This is a genomic window from Mesorhizobium sp. M00.F.Ca.ET.216.01.1.1 (genome assembly GCF_004010325.2).
Classification (GTDB): Bacteria; Pseudomonadota; Alphaproteobacteria; order Rhizobiales; family Rhizobiaceae; genus Mesorhizobium.
In genome coordinates this window covers 148290-164300 of record NZ_SADR02000004.1, presented here as the reverse complement: position 1 = coordinate 164300, position 16011 = coordinate 148290, and the positions used below count along the sequence as shown (strand labels likewise).

The window sequence follows — 16011 nt, the reverse complement described above, 5'->3', positions numbered from 1 at the left end:
TCAGCCGTAACGTTTCGAGATGACCCGTTCCAGCGCGCGGATGCCTTGCGCCTCACCGCCGATGAGACCGTGCGGGCGGTCGGAAGGGTTCCAGGCGAAGATGTCGAGATGCGCCCAGCCGGTGGTCTTTTCGACGAAGCGCTTGAGGAACAGAGCCGCCGTGATCGAGCCGGCGAACCCATCCGACGTGACATTGTTGATGTCGGCGACCTTCGACGACAGCTTGGCGTCGTAGGGCCGCCACAGCGGCATGCGCCACAGCGGATCCTCGACCGCGACGGAAGCCGCCGCCAGTTCGGACGCCAGCGCTTCATTGCCGGTATAGAAGGGCGGCAGGTCGGGGCCGAGCGCGACACGCGCCGCTCCTGTCAGCGTCGCCATGTCGATCAGCAACTGCGGCTCCTCGTCGTCGGCCAGCGCCAAGGCGTCCGCCAGCACAAGCCGCCCCTCGGCGTCGGTGTTACCGATCTCGACGGTGATGCCCTTGCGGCTCACCAGCACGTCGCCGGGCCGGAAGGCGTTGCCGGCAATCGAATTCTCGACCGCCGGGATCAACACGCGCAGCCGGATCCTCAGCCCAGCGGCCATGATCATCGAAGCAAGGCCCAAGGTGTTGGCGGCGCCGCCCATGTCCTTCTTCATCAAGAGCATGCCCGACGACGGTTTGATGTCGAGACCGCCAGTGTCGAAGCAGACGCCCTTGCCGACCAGCGTCACCTTCGGAGCGTTATTCGGTCCCCATGTCATGTCGATCAGGCGCGGCGCGCCGGCCGATGCGCGGCCGACTGCATGGATCATCGGGAAATTCTGCTTCAGCAGATCGTCGCCCTTGATCACAGACACTTCGGCCTTGTGCGCCCCAGCCAAGGTTCGCGCCGCCTTTTCCAGCTCGTCTGGCCCCATATCGCTGGTCGGCGTGTTGACCAGATCGCGCGTCAGGAAGACGCCATCGGCAATACGGCGAACATAGGACGCATCGGCTTCGGACGGCAGTGCGAAGCGCAGCGTCTTGCTGGGCTTCTTGCCATAGCGGGTGAAGACATAGCCGCCGAGCGCCAGCGCAATGGCAGCGAGTTCCGGCTCGGCGGGTGCGGAGGCGAAATGCCAGTCGCCTTCCGGCAGAGATCTCGCTAGGGCTCCCACGGCAAGCATGCCCTCGCCGTCGCCGATGCCAAACAGCGCTCCAGCGAGCACTCCGTTTTCACCGGGTACGATCAGCGTCCTGCCGGCTTCACCGGAGAAGCCGTTGGCCCTGGCCCAGGCGATCGAGGATGGCGCTAGGCCCGCCACCTCCAGGCGACCTTTGGCGACCAAATGAACCGGCAAGGCTGTCTTCTGTTTTTTCTCGACGAGTTCGACGGGCATTCGATGGTCTCCGGCGGCTTCTGAGTCGGCGTTTCTTAACTGTCCGTTAGGGTTAACAGAATATTTCTGCGGGAGGGAAGACGGCCACGCAATGGCCGCGCGCAGACTGGAGGCTTGGGCCGATGCCGACCAACCGCACGATGGACGCCACGGGAAGACGGCTGATCACCACGGCGTTGATGGTGGCGCTCGCGGCCAGCGTCGCCGGTTGCGGAACCAGCAAGTTCACGACCAGTTCGATCTCCCGCTCAAGCAGCAAACCGCTGGAAACCATGTCGGCCGGCGAATTGCACAACGCGACCGCCGCGCTCGGCCAATCCTACGCCCGAAACCCCAACGACAAGCGAATCGCGACAAAATTTGCGGCAGCACTTCAGATGGATGGCGACGCCGACCAGTCGTTGGCGGTGATGCGCAAGCTGGCAATCGCTTTCCCCAAGGATCGCGACGTGCTCGCCGCCTACGGCAAGGCGCTCGCCGCCAACGGGCAATTTGAGCCGGCGCTCGATGCCGTACGCCGCGCGCAAACGCCGGAATATCCGGACTGGAGGCTGGTGTCGGCGGAAGCCGCCATTCTCGATCAACTCGGCCAAAAGGATGAAGCGCGCCAGGATTACCGCAAGGCGCTGGACCTCAAGCCGAACGAACCTTCGATCCTTTCCAATCTCGGCATGTCCTACGTGCTGGAAGGCGACCTGCGCACCGCCGAGACCTATATGCGCTCGGCCGCCCAGCAGCCGAATGCCGACAGCCGCGTCCGCCAGAACCTGGCGCTGGTCGTCGGCCTGCAGGGCCGCTTCGACGAAGCCGAGAAGATCGCCTCACAAGAGCTCTCGCCCGAGCAGGCGCAAGCAAACGTGGCCTACCTTCGTCAGATGCTCGCCCAGCAGAACGCCTGGAGCCAGCTGAAGGACCAGGACAAGGCGAAGCCTGCGACCAACTGACCGCACTACCTCGACCTCCAATCCAAGCCGCACTGCATCAGCAGTGCGGCTTTCGCATATCTGATTTTGCTGCGCTGACCTTCGGTTCGGAAAGGATCATGCACAGATCAAAAAGTGCTGCAGCGTCCCTTGAGCGTCCAAGGACGCGCGCCGCTGTAACTATAACGCTACTGACTACTGGACGAAGGCTGGTCGCCGAAGATGCCGCGCTGGCTAACCTGGATGCCGGCGGGTCCCAGAATGATGGCGAACAGCACCGGCAGGAAGAACAGGATCATCGGCACGGTGAGCTTCGGCGGCAAGGCCGCAGCCTTCTTCTCGGCAGCGTTCATGCGCATGTCGCGGCTTTCGCTGGCGAGCACGCGCAGCGCGTGCGCCACCGGCGTGCCGTAGCGCTCGGCCTGGACCAGTGCCTGGGTTACCGATTTGACCGATTCCAGGCCGGTGCGGCTGGCGAGATTCTCATAGGCAACCTTGCGTTCCTGCAAATAGGAGAGCTCGGCATTGGTCAGGACGAATTCTTCCGCCAGCGCCACCGATTGCGAGCCGATCTCGTCGGCAACTTTGCGAAGTGCCGCCTCCACCGACATGCCGGATTCGACGCAGATCAGCAGCAGGTCGAGCGCGTCGGGCCATGCCATCTGGATCGACTGCTTGCGCTTGGTGGCGCGGTTGTTGACATACAGTATCGGCGCGTAGAAGCCGGCATAGGCGACAAGAACGCAGACGAACAGCTTTATGAAAGGCGGCTGCTCCGGCAGCCCACCAAGCACAAACACGTATACGGCGGCCAGCGCGAAACCGACAAAAGGCAGGATCAGGCGGAAGAAAAGGAAGCGCGTTAGCGGATTCTGCCCGCGAAAGCCCGCCACCTTGAGCTTCTGCAACGTCCCCTCATCGGCCAGCGCGCGCCTCAGATCCAGCCGTTCGACGATGTTGCGCATGCCGATCGACTGTTCTTCGCGCAGGCCTTTGCGGCGGCGATCGGCCTCGCTGGCAAGCCGCGCGCGCTGTTTTGCGCGCAACTCGTCACGCTCCAGCGCCACGGATTTCATGCGCGCCTTGAGCTGGTTGCCGCCAAGGGCGGGCAGGAGCGTGAAGACAGTCGCAAACACTGCGATGCCGACCAGCAATGCGATCAGGAAGGCGGGATCGGTCAGGGATTTGACGACTTGGTCGGTCATGCGGAGATCCTGGAGCCTCTAGACATCGAAGTTCATCATCTTGCGCATCACCATGATGCCGATCGACATCCAGACTGCCGAACAGCCCAGGATCAGATTGCCGGTGCTGGTGGTGAACAGTGGCATGATGTAGTTCGGGCTGGACAGATAGACGAGAAAGGCGACGACGACAGGCAAGGAACCGATGATGACGGCGGACGCCTTTGCTTCCATGGACAGCGCCTGGACCTTGGCCTTCATTTTCTTGCGGTCGCGAAGCACGCGCGACAGATTGCCCAGCGCCTCGGAAAGATTGCCGCCGGCCTGGGATTGTATCTGGATGACAATGCCGAAGAAGCCTGCTTCGGTGCACGGCATGGTTTCGGACATGCGCATGGCGGCGTCGGGGATCGACAGGCCCATCTGCTGCGAGTCGACGATGCGGCGGAATTCGGTCTTGACCGGTTCCGGAGATTCGTTGGCGATCAGCCGGATAGCATCGTTCAGCGGCAGGCCGGATTTGACCGCCCGCACGATAATGTCGAGGGCGTTCGGAAATTCGTTGAGGAACGCCTTGACCCGGCGACCGCGGCGAAACGAAACGAACCAGCGCGGCAGTCCGAGGACGCCGGCCAGCAATGCCCCCGGCAGGATCAGCAATGGAGCGCCGGCAAGATATGCAAGAACCGTCAGGGCGATGCCGCAGACGGCCGAATAGAGATAGAAACGCTGCATGGAAACCTGCATGCCGGCCTGACGGATTTGGGCCTTCAGCGGCGGCTTCTTGACCATGCGATCGTTGGACTTCTGCTTTTCGTCGAGCGCCTTCAACGAATCCTGGACGGATTTGCGCCGCTTGACCGCTTCGGCGACACGATCGCGTGAGGCGTTGACGACGGAACGATCGGTTTCAGCGGTCTTAATGGTTTCGAGCCGCTTGCCGACCTGCTTGTCGCTGCTGATCCTGGTGAACAGAAAAGCATAGGCAACCGCGCCGGCGCTAAAGCCAGCGAGCACGACGAACGCCAGTACGGTGGTGTCAATTCCGAACATTGACCAGAACCCCCACGCCTCCATTTGCGTCAGTCAGCGCGTTTCTCCATCGACTCGAGCGCATTGGCGAGGCGCTGCTCCTCGCCATAGTAGCGGGCACGATCCCAGAAGTGCGGGCGGCCAATACCAGTCGAGACGTGCTCGCCCAGCAGCCTGCCGTTCGCGTCCTCGCCCTTGATGTTGTAGAGGACGATATCCTGAGTGATGATGACGTCGCCCTCCATTCCGATGACCTCGGTGATGTGAGTGATACGCCGCGACCCATCGCGCAGGCGGGCGGCCTGTATGATCACGTCGATGGAACCGACGACGATCTCGCGCACAGTTCTCTGTGGCAGCGAATAGCCGCCCATGGCGATCATCGACTCGATGCGGTTCAGGCATTCGCGCGGGCTGTTCGAGTGGATGGTTCCCATCGAGCCGTCGTGACCGGTGTTCATCGCCTGCAGCAGGTCGAAGACTTCCGGTCCGCGCACCTCGCCGACGATGATGCGCTCGGGCCGCATGCGCAGGCAGTTCTTGACCAGGTCGCGCATGGTGACCTCGCCCTCTCCCTCGAGATTGGGCGGGCGGGTTTCGAGGCGAACGACATGGGGTTGCTGCAGTTGCAACTCGGCGGAATCCTCGCAAGTGATGACGCGTTCCTCGCGATCGATATAGTTGGTCAGGCAATTGAGCAGCGTCGTCTTGCCCGAGCCAGTACCGCCCGAGATGACGATGTTGCAGCGGACACGGCCGATGATCTTGAGGATCTCGGCCCCTTGTGGCGAAATGGCGCCGAACTTGACCAGCTGGTCGAGCGTCAGCTTGTCCTTCTTGAACTTTCGGATGGTGAGTGCGGTGCCGTCGATGGAGAGTGGCGGCGCGATGACGTTGACACGCGAGCCGTCAGGAAGACGGGCGTCGCAGATCGGACTCGATTCATCGACGCGGCGGCCGACCTGGCTGACGATGCGCTGACAGATGTTGAGCAGCTGCTGGTTGTCGCGGAAGCGGATGCCGGTCTGCTCGACCTTGCCGTTGACTTCGATGTAGACGTTCTTGGAACCGTTGACCATGATGTCGGCGATATCGTCGCGGGCGAGCAATGGCTCCAGCGGCCCGTAGCCCAGCACGTCATTGCAGATGTCCTCGAGCAGTTCTTCCTGCTCGGCGATCGACATCGCGAAATTCTTGATCGCGATGATATCGTTGACGATATCGCGGATTTCCTCGCGCGCGCTCTCGGGATCGAGCTTGGCAAGCTGCGACAGATCGATCGTGTCGATAAGCGCGGAAAAGACCTGGCTCTTGGTGTCGTAATAGGCTTCGCTGCGCTCGCGCTGGACCCTTTTCGGCTCCGGCGCCAGTAGCGGCGCTTCGACCGCACGGCGGGCGGGCATTGCCGGAGCACCGGGCGGCGGCGGGATTGGCGTCGGCCGGCCAGGGACCGCCGTTTCCACGGTGTTTGCAGCCGGCGCTGAAGGTGCCGGTGCCGGCTGGCGGTACTCCGGGGTGAACCGGCTGCCGTCGTCGCTGCCTCTTTTACCAAACATGGTCGACTACCAATTCCGCTGCTGGAGCGTCACTTCTTGTTGCGCGAGAGCTTGCCGAGGAGGTTGCCGAGGCCTGCTTTCTTCTTCGCCTTGATTTCGCTGCGCCCGGTCAGCACATGTGCGATTTCGTTGATCGTGCCGACGACCGGGCTCTTGGCGTCCATCTCGCCAAGCATGCGGCCATTGTTGGCCGCGTTTCCGAACAGCAGCGGCTCGAAAGGGATGACCGACATCGGCGTAATGCCGAGCGGCTCGGCGAAGTCCGACGAAGCAATCTCGGGACGCTTTGGCACGCCCGCCTGATTGATGATCAGCTTCGGCGGCGGGTCGTTCGGGCGCAGCCTTTTCAGCATGTCGACCATGTTCTTGGTGTTACGCAGATTGGCCAGTTCCGGCGTCGCCGTGATCACGATGTCGTCGGCCCTGATCAGGGTGTTCTTGGTCCAGCCCGTCCAGACATGGGGGACATCGAGCACCAACAGCGGCACACTGCGCTGCGCCGTCTCGATAAGCTGCGCGAAGGCGTCGGGATCAAAATCGTAGACCCGTTCGAGCGTGGAGGGTGCCGCAAGCAGCGACAGGTGCTGGGCGCACTGGGCGAGCAGCCGGTCAAGATAGACCTCATCGACGCGTTCGGGCGAAAAGACTGCCTCGGCGATGCCCTGCGCCGGATCCTGATCGAAATTGATGTTGGCCGTACCGAAAGCGAGGTCGAGATCGGCGACGACCACTTCCGACTTGAACAGCGACGACATCGCCCAGGCCACATTGTGGGCAATGGTCGAGGAGCCGACACCGCCCTTGGCACCGATGAAGGCGATCGAGCGGCCGATCGGCTCGGCTTCCGGATCAACGAAGATCGAAGAAATCACGCTGACGATATCGGCCATCGACACCGGCGCAATGACATATTCGGAAATGCCGGAACGGATGAGCTCGCGATAAAGGCCGACATCGTTGTAGTGACCGATCACCACCACCTTCGATGTCGGATCGCAATATTCGGAGAGCTGAGCGAGTTGCTCCAGCAATTGTTTCGGCTCGCTTCGCGATTCGAGCAGGATCAGGTTCGGCGTTGGCGCCGACTGGTAGAATTCGATCGCGGTGGCGATACCCCCCATATGGACTTTCAGGTGAGCCTTTGCCATGCGGCGATCCTCACCCGCGCGCTCGACGGGATTGGCGACGCCTTCGGTCTCACAGAAAGCCTGGATCGAGATGCGCGGGATCGGCCGCAATGCCTGCATCGCGGCGATATCCTGCTGCGAAGTATCGCCATCTACAGGAGAGTCGTAGGCAAGATTGCTCATCGTCATGCTCTTTCCGTGACTGGCGGCTCAGTACGTCACTTCCGAATTGCCGAGGAACTCGTCCGAAATGCCTCTCTGGCGGTAGACGTCGATCACCGCGCCGCGATTTTCCGCGTCGATGTCGGAAGGCTTGCGCGGCCCGATCAGATCGGCCGGATTGGCCATCTGGGCGGCAAGGTTGTTCTGATACGAGCAGCCAAAATCGGCATAGTGCTTGTTTTCCGACGTCTCCAGCAGGTCTTCCGGCCAGCGTCCGCATTTGTCGGTCTGGGCTTTCACCGAAATGTACGCAACGCGGACAGGAGCCGAAGCTTCAGGAAAAGCCGACTGATAGGAGGTCATGGCGATCCGGTTCCGACTGATCCCGCTGGCGACTGCAAGTCGGGCGAAATCGCGCCCCGCCGCTGCCGCGGCGATCTCGTTGGCCGAGCCAACCGGGATTGCGATGGTCAGCACCGGGGCGGCGCTCTTGTCGTAGCCGTCCAGGAAACCCAGCAACGTGGCACGCTGGGACCTGGTCATGCCGCGATCGCCGGCACCGACCGGAAGGTCGATCTTCTCGTTCTTCTCTGCAATGACGATCGGATGCGTGGTGCGATAGTCGTCCGGGATCGCACCGACCGTGATGCTGTCCCGCTTGAGGTTGGCGCAACCGGCCAGCGACGCTGCGACCGCGATCGCGAGAATTGAAACCGCCGGCCGGCAAGTGCGCTCGCGGCTGGCGATCGTTATTGCCTTCGATGATGACTGAGACATATCCGCTTCCCCGCTCACTTGTAGATGAAGCCGACAACGCCGTGATAGCGGCCGTTGGGCCTGTCGGTCTGCATGGTGCCGTAGACGCGATTGACACGGCCAAGAAACATGCCGGCGCCGTCGCTGGGGGCATTGAAATTGTCGTCCGGCTTGGCCAGGTCGTTGCGCGCCACGGGCTTCACCAGGTAGGGCGTGATAATGATGACCAGCTCGGTCTCGTTGCGCACGAAATCCCTGCTGCGGAAAAGCGCGCCGAGCACCGGAATCTTTGTCAGCCCTGGCAAGCCGTTTACCGCCTGCCGGAGGTCGTCGCGGACAAGGCCGGCGATCATCATGGAGCCGCCGGAGGGCAGTTCCACCGTCGTGTCAGCCAGGCGCTTGCGGAGCGACAGGGCATTCATGCCGAGGCTATTTCCGCCGTTGGAAAAAGACGCGGACCCCTCCGTTGTCGGCTCCGAAACCGACGTCCTGACCTTCAGGCTGATGCGGCCGGGGGACAGCACCACCGGCTGGAACTCCAGGCCAATGCCGTATTCGATTTTCTCGACTGAGTAAGTTCTCAAACCGGTCTGGTTATCGCTGGATACGGCTGAGGAGACGCCGCTCACCATATTGTATTCGCCGCCGACCCTGAAGGTCGCCTTCTCGCCGGAGACGGCTGTCAGTGTTGGCTCGGCCAACGTTTTCATGACGCCGGTCTGCTCCATGGCGTTGATGTAGGCTTGCAGCGCCGAGGTGCCGATATTGAGGCCCGAGTTCGACAGCGGCTTGCCGAGGCCTGTAAAGTTGTCGCTCACCGCGCTCCAGCTGATGCCGTTGCTGCTGCCGTTACCCACCATGTTGACGCCGAGCTGCTTCATGACCGAGCGGCTCACCTCCGCCACCGTCACTTTCAGCGTCACCTGGTCGTCACCGATGATCTGCAGCAGGTTGACGATCTTGCTTGTACGGCGCTCGGAATCGGGATTGTCGATGTCGACCCCGCCGTTGGCCGAACCGCCGGCGGCGGTCTGCGAATATTGTCCGGTCGTCGCTTCACCGCCGGACACGAAGATGGTCGCCAGATCGACTGCGCGCTTGGCATCGAGCGGAGTGTCAACGGTCCCAGTGAGAACGACATTGTCGTTCAGCAATTCGACCTTGATGTCCGCTGTCGGGATGAACCGCCCGATATAGTCCTCCAGTCCGGCTACGTCGCGCTCGACTGCCAGATCCAGGCTGACGATCTGTTCGCCATTGGGCCCGAAGACAAAGATGTTGGTTTCGCCGACCGCCTTGCCGAACAGATAGATGCGCCTTGCGGTGCGAGTGACGGCATCGGCGACCGCCGGGTTGGCGACCAGGATGTCATAGGCGTCACTCGGCAGGTCGATGACCACCGATTTGTTGAGGCCCAGCTTGACACGCTGGGTGGCGGCTGAAGCCGTCACCTCGGCATTCCTGCCTGCGGCATTCGCCTCGACGACACCTTGCGCATTCGTTCCGAAGAAAAACAGGCCGATTGCCGTGATCATCGTGACCGGCAGTTTACCGTTTAGCCTCATTTCCTTGACCCCACTTCGGAAACTTCGCCCGACTTGATCAATCGTACCGTTCCGCGCCGCCCATTGCCGGAAACGAGATAGTCGGCCTCGCCAGAATTCTTTTCCTGGGCGTCCGCGATCGGACGCAGCGCCAGCGTCAGGCGATCCGCCATCTGCTGGGCGACCGTGATGATCTCGGCCTGCTGCGGCGTCAACTCGAGCGTGGCGGTCTGACCGACCCTGGTCTTCTTGCCTTCCTCGTCCTCCTGGATGGTCTGATCGATTGCCAGGACGCGGATGTTCTTAAGGATGGTCTCTGTAGTGAAACCGCTGCCGCCGCTTCCGGTGTCGGAACGGCGGGTCATGATGACGTCGACGAAATCATTGGGAAGAATGAAGCCGCCTGCCGACGTGTCGGCCGATATTGCGGTGGCGACGGCACGCATGCCAGACGGCAGGATCGACGACATGAAGCTCTGCCCCTCGCCAATCAGCTTGGAGCGCCGCAGTGGCTCGCCGGTGTACATCGCCACACGGGCGATGGAGCCCTTCAGCTTTTCCAGCGCTTCGGGTTCGGCGACGCGGGTGATGAAATTCGCATTGATGCCTTCGGCCGGCCAGGACTCCCAACTGATGTTGTTCTCAAGCGGGCTGCCCATCGGGACGTCGCCGGAGAGGACAAGCACATCCTGAAGCGCGATCGCCGGCGCCTGGGGAGAATCGATCGCGACCTGAGGCGGCGGAGTCGCCACCATGTTCTTCGCAACGTATCCTGCGCCACCTGCCGCGGCCACCGCCACGCTCAGAATGATCAATCGGGATGCTGGCATCTGTCCGAACCCTCGCCCTTTAGGCAAACCACCTAGCCAGGCCGGACTTTGCAGCGGCAATCGTCAAAACAAGGTTAATGTAATGCTTACGATCGTGATTAATTTAAGGTTTACATAAATTAGAGGGATCGGCTTCGGCAGCGCAAAAGCTGGCTGAGTCGTCTCATCCAAAGCCAAGCTGAAAAGCCAAATCAGGGAATGGAATCAGGCCGCCAACCTTGCAAGTGCCCACACCATCAGCGGCGAATCCGGATAGGTGAGCAACCCGCCAATGCCAAGCGCGATGCCGTAGGGAACGCCGGTCGCTTCGTCGGCGAAATGACGCAGGAACCGGTTGTGGCTCGTATAGGCGGCCAGCGATGATTTGCGATAGACGAGGATGGCGAGCGTCAGCAGGCCGCCGATGAGCGTAGAGGCCACGAAGTATTCGACAAGGTGAACATTGAGCCCCATCCAGATGGCAGTTGCAGCCAGCAGCTTGGCATCGCCGCCACCCATGCCGCCGAGCGCGAACAGGCCGAAGGTCACAGCCAGTACCAGGCCGCCGGCAGCGAAATGCCCGCCATAGGCTCCCCAGTCCATACCCGTCAACGGCGCTACCAGAGCGAAGACAGCAACAAGCAGCACAGGCACGCGGTTGGCGATCGTCATCGACAGCATATCGGAGATCGCGGCGAAGAGCATGCAGAACGGGAATACGACGAAGATCAGCGCCTCAAGCATTGGTCTCACGCATGTTCAAGAAGATCAATCGTGTCAGGCTAGGCTCATTCCGTTAAAGATCAGTGTGCCTTGTTTGTGCTCGGCCGTTACAAACGACAGGAGGGCCGCCAATCCAATGGCGGCCCTCCTGAGTCCGAGATTGCAACGATAACGCCAGATATCAGCTGGCGTTAACCGTGCTGGCGATGACGTTGAACTTCGAGCCCAGGCCTTTGCCGAGCGAGCCGGCGCCGGCAATGATGGCAAGCGCAATGAGAGCGGCGATCAGACCATATTCGATAGCGGTCGCGCCGGATTCGTCCTTCACAAAACGTGCAATGAGATTAGACATTCGAGAGCTCCTACTCCACGTGTTACAGCACTTCCGTCAACTTCTCTTGGCGGCTGATCGGATGCGACCAATCTAGAGAGAAGCCGTTTCGATCGGCTTAACAAATAGCCTTACCGATTCCTTTCCGGCATCGAACAGCTTGCGTAGTTAACCGCGAGCTAAAGTGCCGAATGCGGCTTGACCGCCTGAAAAGGGCTGGGAAAGGCATACTTCGGCGATCTCTCGAAGGATGCGGACTGAGTCGGACAGCGAGCAAGTCGATCTGATGATCATCGCGATGGCGATCGGCTTAACCGTTGGTTCACCAATCTCGTTCATGTTCCGTTGAACAGTTTGCTGTGGTGGAGCGCCTCGATGACCGGGTCGAAATCGTCATTTCTACTTGCCGCGCTTTTCGCAGCCACGGCTTTCGTCCTGCCGGCCGGAGCTGGAGCCGGCATCGAAGTCACCATGAACCAGGCGAAGATTGTCAAATTGTCGCGCGCCGCAGACACCATCGTCGTCGGCAATCCGGCGATCGCCGACGCTGCTGTCCAGGATGCATCGACAATCGTGCTAACCGGCAAGGGGTTCGGCGTCACCAACCTCGTTGTCCTCGACCAGGAGGGCAGCCCGATCGTCGACGAGCAGGTCACGGTCGTACGGCAGGATGCGTCATCGGTGCGCATCTACAGGCGCGCCGAAATACAAACCATGTCCTGCACGCCCTATTGCGAAAGCTCATACAAGAGCGATGCGGAAAAAGCCTCCGAAGCCGAGATGAGCGCCGGCCAGTAAGCCTTCCCTTGCCCTCCTCCCGAAAACCCAGCTTCCGTTAACGGCCGTTTAAAGCAATTCCGCCGAATTTAATGGTCATCCAAACCGGACCTCAATGGGTTTCCGCTAATATTCCTGCCGACACCGCATCAGGATCGGCAGGCATGAGCAAGGACCCCGAAACCGGCAAGGGCAAGGCAGGGCGGGCAAGATTTCCCCATTGCTTCCTCGGCGACCGGCGCGGCAGCACGGCGATCGAATTCGCCATGCTTGCCTGGCCGTTTGCACTCCTCGTCTTCGCCATCCTCGAGAGCTGCATTTCATTTGCCGGACAAGAAGTGATGGCCAACATCACGGACGATATCGCCCGTCAGTTGCGTACTGGCCAGCTAAGGCCGGCCGATGTGGCCGGGACCAAACTGCGGGACAGGATCTGCAGCAAATTGGAAATCATGGTCGCCAAGGAATGCCCCGGCCTGATGGTGGACCTTCGCGCGTTCACGACCTTTACCGATGCGGCCTCGGCGGGCTTCAAGATCGTGAACGGTGACATCGTGCTGACACAAGGCGCGAACTCACAGAGCTTTGCGGTGTCTCCGGGCCTGGCGGAGTCAAGGAACATGCTGCGGGTTTTCTACAAATGGCCCGTCATGACCGATTTCCTGGCCAAGTATATGGCCAATGTAGGTGGCGACACGCTGCATTTTGCGACGGTGACATGGCAGAACGAGCCGTTCGACAACTGAAATTTCATCTTCGCCTGAGCAAAAGGGATACGGGCATGTTGCGTGCGGGGCACATTCGATGATTTCAGCACTCTGGACGAGAGCGATGCGGTTTTGCTCCGATCGCCGCGGTGTTGCGGCCGTCGAGTTTGCCCTGATCGTGCCTCTCCTGCTGGTCATGTACTTCATCACCATGGAGGCTTCACAGGCCATCGAGACCAGCAAGAAGGTCGGCCGTGTCGCCAGCATGGTGGCGGACCTCGTCACGCAGCAGCCGATGGTCGTCAGGGCCGATCTCGAGGACATCATGAGGATCGGCAGCTCCACCCTTCGACCCTATAACCGTTCAGCCCCTGATATCATCGTTACCGCAATCCAGGTTACGAAAGACACGCCGCCCAAGGCGCTGGTGGCGTGGTCGTGGAAAATGGTCAATGGGGCCTATAGCGCCGACGCCGTCAAGGACAGCATCACGACGGTTCCTGCTACACTCAAGGTTGCGGACACTTTCCTCATTCGCGTCGAAACCAACCTCAAATACCGGCCGATCATCACTTGGTCGGCGGACGGCGCAAACCGCCTTGGACTGACCACGGCCTTCAACAACATAACGATGGACGAAACCTACTATCTCAGGCCCCGCCGCAGCCTGACAATCCCCTGCACAGGTTGCTGAAAACATTCAGCCGTGTTCGATGCCAACTATTGCCGATCGCTGTTGTCCGAGACCAGGCGCACGATGGCGACGGCCGTCGCATAATCCTTCGGACCGGCGATGGTGAAACCGCCGGAATGTCGTTTGGTTTCCGAATTGCCAATGGCGGTGCAGAACCCTATGTCTGGGCGGCACAGCAACAGTGAACCCCTTTGATGGCACGCGCTTTCCTCTTCGTTCTCGATTCCTTCGGCATCGGCGGCGCGGCCGATGCCGAACGCTATGGCGATGCCGGCGCCAACACGTTCGCACATGTCGCCCTGGCCTGCGCCGAAGGCCGTGGCGATCGCGACGGCCTGCGCAGCGGACCGCTTTTTGTGCCCAACATGCTCTCGCTGGGCCTCGGCCGCGCGGCAGAGACCGCGACCGGATTCCACTTCGACGGCAAGATTCCTCTCGTCTCGGCTTTTTATGGCGCGGCACAGGAGGTTTCGAGCGGCAAGGACACACCATCGGGTCACTGGGAAATAGCCGCCTTGCCGGTGCGTTTCGACTGGGGTTATTTCCCGAACACGGTGCCTGCCTTTCCGGCGGAGCTGACCGAAGCGATCATCCGTGAAGGAAAGGTGCCTGGCATTCTCGGCAACTGCCACGCGCCGGGGACCGAGATCATCGAACGGTTCGGCGAGGAGCACATCCGTACCGGCAAGCCGATCTGCTATACTTCGGTCGACTCTGTCCTGCAGGTCGCAGCTCATGAGGGTCTTTTCGGCCTGGAGCGGCTTTACGAATTCTGCAAGACGGTGCGCAGGCTGGTCGATCCGCTGAATATCGGACGCGTCATCGCACGGCCTTTCGTCGGGGAAACCGCTGCCACGTTCGAGCGGACGCACAACCGCCGTGACTATGCCGTACCGCCGCCGGAGCCGACGCTGCTCGACCGGCTGACAGAGCGCGGACGCCGGGTGATCGCCATCGGCAAGATCGGCGACATCTTTGCCCATCGTGGAATCTCGGAAGTGCGCAAGGCCGCCGGCAACATGGCAATGTTCGACAAGGCGCTGGGGGCAATGGACGACGCCGGCGACGGTGATCTGGTGTTCGCCAATTTCGTCGATTTCGACACCGAGTTCGGCCATCGGCGCGACGTTGCCGGCTACGCGGCGGCACTCGAAGCCTTCGACCTGCGCTTGCCCGAGGCACTTGCCAAACTGAAGCAAGGCGACCTTCTCGTTCTTACCGCGGACCATGGCAACGATCCGACCTGGCCTGGCACCGATCACACGCGCGAACGCATTCCGGTGATAGGCACCGGGCCAGGTTTCAGTGGCGGCGGCATTGGACTGAGAACGACCTTCGCCGACATCGGCGAAACCGTCGCCGAACATCTCGGGCTGTCGCGCGGTCGTCACGGCACGTCCTTCCATGCGGCGATAGGCGGCCATGCCCGAGTTGCCTGAGGTCGAAACGGTCCGGCGCGGGCTGCAACCGGTCCTGGAAGGGGCCCGCCTCGTCAGAGTCGAAGCACGGCGACCTGATCTGCGGTTTCCGTTTCCCGAAAAATTTTCGGAGAGGCTGACCGGCAAGACGATCACGGCGCTAGGCCGCCGGGCCAAGTATCTCACGATGTATCTGGAAGGCGGTCCGGTGCTGATCTGCCATCTCGGCATGTCGGGTTCGTTCCGCATCGAAACGTCTGACAGCAACGCTGTGCCGGGTGCATTCCATCACGAGCGCCCGAAGAGTTCCGCGCACGATCATGTCGTGTTCCACGTTATCTCTGCCGGAGGCTCCCGGTCCCGAGTGATCTTCAACGACCCACGCCGCTTCGGTTTCATGCTGTTTTCGGAGGGGGTGCCCGACACGCATCCGATGCTGGCCGGTCTGGGCGTCGAGCCGACAGGCAATGCACTGGACGGCGTCCTGCTGGCCTCGCTGCTGAAGGGCCGGAGGTCGCCGCTGAAGGCAGCGCTTCTCGACCAGCGGCTGATTGCCGGGCTTGGCAACATCTACGTGTCGGAGGCCCTGTGGCGCGCCGGCCTGTCGCCGTTGCGCGAGGCGGGCACGATCGCGAAGCCCGGCAAGAACGCGAAGGCGCAGAGCGAACGCCTGGCGGAGGCCATCCGTTCAGTCATTGCCGATGCGATCACCGCCGGCGGATCATCGTTACGCGACTATGTACAGACCGACGGATCGCTGGGCTATTTTCAGCATTCCTTCGCGGTTTACGACCGCGAAGGCGAGCCCTGCGCCAAGCCCGGCTGCAGCAGCCACATCGAGCGCGTCGTGCAAAGCGGGCGGTCGACCTTCTTTTGCCGGACCTGTCAGGTGTGAGGAGAAAC

At 61.4% G+C, this 16011-nt stretch carries 16 protein-coding genes; 6 read left to right on the top strand and 10 right to left on the bottom strand.

Annotated elements, in window-relative coordinates:
* A complete protein-coding gene (locus EN859_RS07575; RefSeq protein ID WP_127852734.1) occupies positions 1-1365 on the bottom strand; it encodes a leucyl aminopeptidase family protein in 1365 nt (454 codons plus the stop codon).
* A 122-nt stretch (positions 1366-1487) separates the two neighbouring features.
* Between EN859_RS07575 and EN859_RS07570 the strand changes: the two genes are divergently transcribed.
* Entirely contained in the window at positions 1488-2309 is an 822-nt protein-coding gene (locus EN859_RS07570; protein ID WP_127852735.1) for a tetratricopeptide repeat protein, read from the top strand.
* Positions 2310-2476: 167 nt separating this feature from the next.
* Here EN859_RS07570 and EN859_RS07565 read toward each other — a convergent pair whose 3' ends face one another.
* The 9 genes from EN859_RS07565 to EN859_RS07525 form a co-directional block, all read right to left on the bottom strand.
* Positions 2477-3493 carry a type II secretion system F family protein gene (locus EN859_RS07565; protein WP_127852736.1) on the bottom strand — a complete coding sequence of 339 codons (1017 nt, stop codon included), beginning with the start codon at positions 3491-3493 and terminating at the stop codon, positions 2477-2479.
* Positions 3494-3511: 18 nt separating this feature from the next.
* Positions 3512-4525, bottom strand: coding sequence for a type II secretion system F family protein (locus tag EN859_RS07560; protein ID WP_127852737.1), 1014 nt, complete (start codon positions 4523-4525; stop codon positions 3512-3514).
* Positions 4526-4554: 29 nt separating this feature from the next.
* Positions 4555-6060 carry a CpaF family protein gene (locus EN859_RS07555; RefSeq protein ID WP_127852738.1) on the bottom strand — a complete coding sequence of 502 codons (1506 nt, stop codon included), beginning with the start codon at positions 6058-6060 and terminating at the stop codon, positions 4555-4557.
* Between the two features lie 29 nt (positions 6061-6089).
* Positions 6090-7370: a CpaE family protein gene (locus EN859_RS07550; protein ID WP_189501766.1), complete on the bottom strand. Its 1281-nt coding sequence runs from the start codon at positions 7368-7370 to the stop codon at positions 6090-6092.
* A gap of 27 nt (positions 7371-7397) precedes the next feature.
* Positions 7398-8126 carry a CpaD family pilus assembly protein gene (locus EN859_RS07545; RefSeq protein ID WP_127852740.1) on the bottom strand — a complete coding sequence of 243 codons (729 nt, stop codon included), beginning with the start codon at positions 8124-8126 and terminating at the stop codon, positions 7398-7400.
* 14 nt (positions 8127-8140) lie between these two features.
* Positions 8141-9670: a type II and III secretion system protein family protein gene (locus EN859_RS07540; RefSeq protein ID WP_127852741.1), complete on the bottom strand. Its 1530-nt coding sequence runs from the start codon at positions 9668-9670 to the stop codon at positions 8141-8143.
* Complete coding sequence (cpaB, locus tag EN859_RS07535) at positions 9667-10479, bottom strand: Flp pilus assembly protein CpaB (protein WP_127852742.1); 813 nt, start codon at positions 10477-10479, stop codon at positions 9667-9669. The genes EN859_RS07540 and cpaB overlap by 4 nt, the downstream gene beginning before the upstream one ends.
* A 204-nt stretch (positions 10480-10683) precedes the next feature.
* Positions 10684-11202: a prepilin peptidase gene (locus EN859_RS07530; RefSeq protein WP_127852880.1), complete on the bottom strand. Its 519-nt coding sequence runs from the start codon at positions 11200-11202 to the stop codon at positions 10684-10686.
* A gap of 160 nt (positions 11203-11362) precedes the next feature.
* Complete coding sequence (locus tag EN859_RS07525) at positions 11363-11533, bottom strand: Flp family type IVb pilin (protein WP_127852743.1); 171 nt, start codon at positions 11531-11533, stop codon at positions 11363-11365.
* Between the two features lie 354 nt (positions 11534-11887).
* Between EN859_RS07525 and EN859_RS07520 the strand changes: the two genes are divergently transcribed.
* The 5 genes from EN859_RS07520 to mutM all read left to right on the top strand — a co-directional run bounded on the left by EN859_RS07520 (position 11888) and on the right by mutM (position 16003).
* On the top strand, positions 11888-12310 hold the full coding sequence (locus EN859_RS07520) for a pilus assembly protein N-terminal domain-containing protein (protein WP_127852744.1): 423 nt from the start codon (positions 11888-11890) through the stop codon (positions 12308-12310).
* A gap of 143 nt (positions 12311-12453) precedes the next feature.
* Positions 12454-13035, top strand: a complete 582-nt coding sequence (locus EN859_RS07515; RefSeq protein ID WP_127852881.1) for a TadE/TadG family type IV pilus assembly protein — start codon at positions 12454-12456, stop codon at positions 13033-13035.
* Between the two features lie 85 nt (positions 13036-13120).
* Entirely contained in the window at positions 13121-13690 is a 570-nt protein-coding gene (locus tag EN859_RS07510) for a TadE/TadG family type IV pilus assembly protein (protein WP_127852745.1), read from the top strand.
* Positions 13691-13884: 194 nt separating this feature from the next.
* Positions 13885-15129, top strand: coding sequence for a phosphopentomutase (locus tag EN859_RS07505; RefSeq protein WP_127852746.1), 1245 nt, complete (start codon positions 13885-13887; stop codon positions 15127-15129).
* Positions 15113-16003: a bifunctional DNA-formamidopyrimidine glycosylase/DNA-(apurinic or apyrimidinic site) lyase gene (mutM, locus tag EN859_RS07500; protein WP_127852747.1), complete on the top strand. Its 891-nt coding sequence runs from the start codon at positions 15113-15115 to the stop codon at positions 16001-16003. The genes EN859_RS07505 and mutM overlap by 17 nt, the downstream gene beginning before the upstream one ends.
* Positions 16004-16011 lie beyond the last annotated feature (8 nt).